General features: G+C 45.4%; 3 protein-coding genes. All 3 read right to left on the bottom strand.

Going from position 1 to position 6,304, the window contains the following annotated elements:
- Positions 1–237: 237 nt before the first annotated feature.
- Positions 238–2,121, bottom strand: a complete 1,884-nt coding sequence (locus L1D50_RS20640; RefSeq protein WP_138524319.1) for a hypothetical protein — start codon at positions 2,119–2,121, stop codon at positions 238–240.
- A gap of 137 nt (positions 2,122–2,258) precedes the next feature.
- Entirely contained in the window at positions 2,259–4,691 is a 2,433-nt protein-coding gene (locus L1D50_RS20635; RefSeq protein ID WP_239966714.1) for a DUF2309 domain-containing protein, read from the bottom strand.
- The gene (locus L1D50_RS20630; protein ID WP_239966713.1) at positions 4,691–6,259 is read right to left on the bottom strand and encodes an NADH-quinone oxidoreductase subunit L; all 1,569 of its coding nucleotides are present in this window, start codon (positions 6,257–6,259) and stop codon (positions 4,691–4,693) included. Before L1D50_RS20630 ends, L1D50_RS20635 begins: the two co-directional genes overlap by 1 nt.
- Positions 6,260–6,304: the final 45 nt, after the last annotated feature.

The following is a 6,304-nucleotide window of genomic DNA, read 5'->3' as shown; positions in this document are numbered from 1 at the left end:
ATAAATAATATGTTGAAAAACCACTCGATAAAGCCCTTCAAAACTTCTATTTTTAAGTCCTAATAGCAGTATAAAAACGGCACTGTTTTTCCATTGCTAACCACTAGGATTTAGTAAAAGCCATATACAAGTGGTGGGCAGTTTGGTAGGAAAACAGGCATTTTTGAGCGGTTTCTTTTCGGTAAGTTTTTGAGTTTTTATATGTTTAGATTGCCACCCGAGGGTGGCATTTGTATTTTACTCTTCTTTATTTTCGAGTGCTTCTTCTCGGCGCAGATAAGCACCGGCTTCGTCACTACTTGCACGCAGTTGGTGGTTTTGGTCCACAGCTCTCGTTTGCTGGTTGAGTTGGTATACTTGTGAGGCGTTACCTAAATCACGCTCGCTGGTAATTGCGGCAATGGACTCCCGATCTTTTAAGAAACTAATCACATCTTTACGGATGTCGCTTAGCTGTGCATCGTCTTTATGCATTTCTAGAATATGTCTTGGGTGCTCTAGGTTTTTCATACCCGTGGCAGCGAAGGTCGTTGATACTATTCTCGACACCACTACCCAAGGGGTAATACTGCTGCGTACTAGCGTATTTTCAGAGCGTGTGGAATCGTGAATGCCAGTACCTGTTGATATTTTAGACTCAGTAAATGTCCCTTCACACTTAAAATAAACCAGCAGAGATTCAAACTGCATCTCGGCATAGAATACGTGTGCAGCATTGTTGAGCATTGATGCAAACGATTTAATCAATAAGCCACTAAGCAGTATATGTACGGCTACCATCACAACGGCGCTGAACGACGCGATGTTTTCTTCGCTGAAGGCACTAGAAAAATTACTGATATTGGCGCTCGTTACATAGTGGTAAATATCTACTACGGCATAAGCAAAAAAGACACTTAGCCCAAGGGTCACTAGTAGCAGTAAGTTACCACCAAGCAAAGATAAAAACCTAAAGCGCTCAAATGATTTACCTAAATCTAGGGGGAGAACTTTAGGTTGTACTTCTTGGATCATTTCGCCTTTAAAGCCACCTTTACCATCAACTTGTTCTTGCAAGCTGGGATCTAGCTCACGATAAACCCGGTTTGGTACTTCTTTATAGCGGCGATTTGCCATCACCAAGTTGTCTAAGTTAATAAATATCTCGTTTGGATGTACGGACTCTTGCCAGTTTTCTCTTAATTCAGACACTTCAACCACTGGGTTTACTTTATCTAAACGCGCTTTAAGCATAACAGCAATAATGGCGCTACAGCCAAGTGCAAGCACGATAACGCCCGTGAGATAAGCCCAAGTATGAAGACTAGGCAAAGGCGCAAAAAAGAGCTCAATATCGGCTTTACTTAACTTCCCTTCATCCATGATGTAAGACAAAGTTAGGCCTATCAAGATTGGTAGCACAAAAGAGAGCGAAATCACTTTAGCAAGGGTCGCGCTCCCCAAAGATTCAATAGCATGTTCCGCTTTGCGTGAAATCGGTTTAGCCGCGCTGTACCAACATGACAAAATATATATCATCAGTAAGGTGCTATAGATTGGAAAAGTCAGCTCCCCAGCATCACCGGCAAAGCCCGATAGCGATACAAACGCCACCACACCATAAAGCACGAGTGCGGTTAATGTACTCACCCATGCACCAAATAAGCGTTGGCTCATATTTCTGATAGGATAAGGGAGAAAAAGTAATTTAGGTGCAATGCTGTGAAGTAAACGCGATAAGAAACCTTTCGGTTCTACAAACGTGCTGTTCTTTCGGCCAATCAACATTTCTTCTAGCGTTTTAGCACGGTAAGCCACATCAGCCTTTTCTTGCTGGGCGGTTGAAGTTTCTGACTTACTGAAGTTATAAGCTAAAGAGGTGGGGTGATTACGACCCACAAAAAAGCGCAGCGTTGCATATATTCCTTTTGCAAGAGAAGTGATCCCAAGACCTAAAATCAACATGCCAAATAGCATGATGATCCAACCCATACCCGCATCGCTCTTAACGGAGCTGGCGGCAATCACCAGTAATGCAATGCCCGCAATAGTTTGTATTGCACCACGAATAGCAGTGATTTTACCTTCCGTTTTAAATGGGTTTTTAAGCCCTAAATCAATAGAGCCATAATCAAAAGCCACTAGCAGCCTCCTTGTATAAACAGTCCAATGTCGGTGGCTAGGAGGTCGTTTAGCTTACGTAGCGTCCTGCCACACCTTTCAATTCCTGCAATACTCTGCACAATAACTTATTAAGTTGCAACGAGTTTCGTTTGAATTCAAAGAAGTTCCCACTTACCATTATCAAATCGTCTAACTTCGTTACAATTAGGCGAAATAGACAGAAGATAAAGCCACTCGTTTTCTACCAATTGCTTTACAACTGAGTGTGCTGTCATGATTTGCTCAAGCGCCTCGGTTGGTGCTTGTACAATGACGCTTAAACGTTGTGGGGTATGCATCCATTTTTCACCGTTGTGAACGGATTGCATTGGCAGGCCAATTCGCAAATCTCCGCCATTACCTTCAAACACTCCAATCCTTCCCCCTACTACATTATGCAGCACCTTGTTACCACTGCCGTATTTGTGGGTATCGGTTACCGAAGCGTTATATTGCATATTGATCCAGTTAGTGACGAGCATAGGAGCGGTTAAAATAGCAGTTAACTGACTAAAGTCTTGGTCTTGCTCGGCGCTGTATTCATGCAAAAAGACTCGGCCTTGCAAGTCAACTCCCTGCGTAACTTGTCTCGGTGCGACCACAAATGCAGCATTGTTGGCAAGGCCCCATTCCGGCCTGACTTGAGACCAATCTTTAGTCCGGGCTATAAATTGCTGCTCTAATTGCTGTACAGATAACTCTTTGCCAGTTATCGCAAGCGTATGAGCACGCTCCACTCGAGCCTGGTGCGATGCCTGCTTTAACCAGCCGGTTACCTCTATATCTACATCACCATAGAGGATTATTGTTTCAGTGGTGGTATTATGTAGCGCTGCAACAAACCGCGTTTGCGATGGAATAGTAATGCCCCGCGCAATTAATTCTGCGCGTACAGCTTGGTCGTTAAGAAGTTGCGCAAGTACTTTAACATTTACTTCCCCCGACTGGCCGCCACATGCACCACATTGCAGCCCGGCTTCATGTAAATTATTGGTGGTATGCGCTCCGTGGCCAACCAATAGGACTGTATCAGCAAATTCAGTCAGTCCCATTCCTTTTAATATGCCAGCTGCGAGTTTAGCTTGCTCCAAAACTGTAACTTCTTGCTCGCCTTGTTTTAACTGCCACTTTCTTGAATCAATATGGCTATCGACGGGGTGCTGAGTTTTTTGCAGTGAAAACACTTTGCTAAATAGCTGATAAAAGTAACTCATCCCCATCGACTCCACCATCGAAAACGAAGCCGCAGCAGAGTGAGACCAGCTATGCCAACGGCCAGCTTGCTGGCGTTTTGTGGCAAGGTGCTGGGGGGCTGGCGTTTGTATTGCGGTGATTGGTGCTTTTAACAATCCGGGTAACTGGGGCCGACTAAAACGACAGTTAGTCGCATGATAATCAATCGGTAGGCCAAAAAAGCCAGCATAACCTATGGTTTGAATACCTGCGTTTTGAGCTTCGAGCGCGCGACGGATCACCTCTGAGCGCACATCAATACAAAAAGCCGCTTGTAAGGTCGGTGTAGCTTGCTCACGAGCGCCTTCAGGTTTTACCTGCTGAGCTTTTATCTGCCCCACTAAAGTGGCTTGATAACTAAGCTCAAGTGCCCGCTGAAATACCAGCCGTGGCAACAATGCTTTTTTATGTTCAAGCACAATCTCAGCAAGTTGCAGCTTTTGCTTGTTCCAATGGTATTGAATACGGGTAAAGGTCGTTGGATGGCGCTCACTCACATAACGCCAAATCACCAGCTCCCACGCCATTCGAATTGCCAATAGCGCACGCATATCGGAAGCTAGATGCTGGGCAAGATCTGCTTGCCAGCGTTCATAAGCCGCCCAAGATGCCCAACCATTAATGTCTAGCAGTAGCATGTGCGCATAATCACTCAGCTCATTAAACCCAATCCCTAAGGTGTCGACAGCGAGTGCAATTAAAGACTCAGGTGATGTTGGCAGAGCCTTAAAGTAATCAACTAAGCCTGACTCCCCCATGACGATGCTTATCCCCAAGTCTCGCGATACGGTTTCATGCCAGTGGCGATACAAACAGAGCCTCTCTTCACCTTGGGTTTGTTTGAGAATAGGCTGCACCTGCTGATAATGCGCGGCGCAAAATTGGCTGATTTGCTGGCTGATCTCCTCTTGCCATGGCATCTTATGTTCAGAGCGGTAGCGATCAAGCAAGTCCGCTAATGTATGCCAATGTGGCAACTCGCCGCAGTGACTTTTTTTGAGCCAATTAAGTAGTGCGCTGGTACTGCGTTCCACCCCGTAATGTGCCGCAGATTGCTGCAACGCTTGCTCTGAAATCGCCTCTTGCTGCCATTGTTCAAGATAAAATGCCACGGGCATTAACATTCTAACCTGTGCCAATGCGCTCATTTTATTGACCACAGCATCAAAAGGCAGATCGCGCATTCCCCAAAATGGATTCACTGCGATTAATTGATCGAGCGGCCAAGTTGGCGCAATACGTGTTTCAGCGCTCAGTAGTTGTTGCTGTTGCGGCTTGGATAGCTGAGTCTGTTTGTTTTCTTGTGTCTCTATCATTACTTCTGCTCCTCGTGCCCTGCAGCATAGCGATGAATGGCTAGGTGTTTCTGCTTTTTAATACTTGGCAAATGGACGGGCCAAAGTAATATGGTTAAACGCGTCATCCACTCGTCTAAATACAAGCCGGCATACAACGCCCGAGAGAGTTTTTGCACCGTTACCAAATGCGCCCGGTAATAGAGCAGATAATTTACTACGATGAGTAACACTACTAGGCCGAGCAACCAAAGATCTGCACCATCGAGTGCTTGCGCCCTGAGCTCATTTGGTAGCGCGACCACCAAGTGCAATAGCCACTTTTGCGCACTATAGGCTGCCAACAACACAACAGCTGCGGTGATGATTCTAAAATAGCTACTAGGGGCTTGCGCCTCAAAACGCAGCGCTAACCACACCGTTAATGCGCCAACCATTAATCCCCAAATACTGACAGGGCCTTGATATTCAATAACGATTGCAGCCGCTGTAGTGAGGCCAGTTGCTACAGCAAGTGCAATAAGCCATTGCCACAAGGGTGGTTCAAGTTGGTCGCTCAAGCGACGAGTCAAATCTTCATGGATCCACTGGCTTGAGTTTAAAAATGCGTGGGCTTTGTAGGCTGAATGCGCCAATAAGTGTAGTAGCGCTAATTCATATAGCCCCAAAGCACACTCCACTAGCATCAATCCCATTTGTGCACAGGTTGACCAAGCCAAGCGCACTTTTAAACTGATCCGCGTTGTCATGATAAGTGCGGCCAATAATGTCGTTATTCCTGCCACAATCAAGAGCAGCCATTTCGCAGCTTCTACGCGTAAAATCAAAGGGCCAAATACCATCACCAAAAAACCACCCAGATTAATGATCCCTGCATGTAACAGAGCACTTACCGGTGTGGGTGATTCAACTACTTGCATCAACCAGCCATGCACAGGCAGTTGCGCGCACTTTATCAGTGCCACAATTGCAAGTAAGCCAGCTGCTGATTGATCTAACACAGTGAGTGTCGTTGAGTGAGTTAAGTAATAGTCAGTGATGTCATTAATCTGGAGCATGCCAGTGCTGAGGTAGATACAAATAAAAGCCCCCAGCAATGCACTTTCTGCCAAGCGTGCCAATATAAACTTTTTGTGGGCGGCCAATGTCGCTCTCGGGCGGTTAGGGTAAAATAGCAGTAAACGGTGCAGGCTCAAACTAATGCCGACCCAAGCCAACCAAAATAGAATGAGGTGATTACTGAGCACCACAATAGTTACACTCAGTAAGGTGGTGAGTAGATAGCGAAAATAACGGCCCCGGTGTTTTTCACCATGTAAATAATGAATGGAGTAGCGCAGTAAAATAAAGCTCATAAAGCCAATCAATGACACCACACTAAGCCGTAAAAAGTTTATTTCAAACAAGCCACTGGCAATATCACCTTGCGTTGCCCAACTCCCCCAGCCAAAAGCGATACAAATTACCACGCCGATAGCAAAACCGTTCGCGATACGAAATAGCCCAGTGTTACGACAAGACGCTTTGCTCATGAAAGACGCAGCAATCAAAAAGTGTAATAGCAACAGCACCACTAAGATATTAATCATTACTTTCTATGCTTCTCACCTAAATCTCTAATTAGATCATTATTC

Source organism: Pseudoalteromonas sp. Isolate6, assembly GCF_022398435.1.
Taxonomy (GTDB): Bacteria; Pseudomonadota; Gammaproteobacteria; order Enterobacterales; family Alteromonadaceae; genus Pseudoalteromonas; species Pseudoalteromonas galatheae.
Note: the sequence above shows the minus strand (reverse complement) of the source record. Positions and strands in the feature narration are given on the sequence as shown.

Coding starts and splice junctions, on each gene's coding strand:
- L1D50_RS20635 (WP_239966714.1), bottom strand. CDS start 4,691: ATGATAGAGACACAAGAAAACAAACAGACTCAGCTATCCAAGCCGCAA.
- L1D50_RS20630 (WP_239966713.1), bottom strand. CDS start 6,259: ATGATTAATATCTTAGTGGTGCTGTTGCTATTACACTTTTTGATTGCT.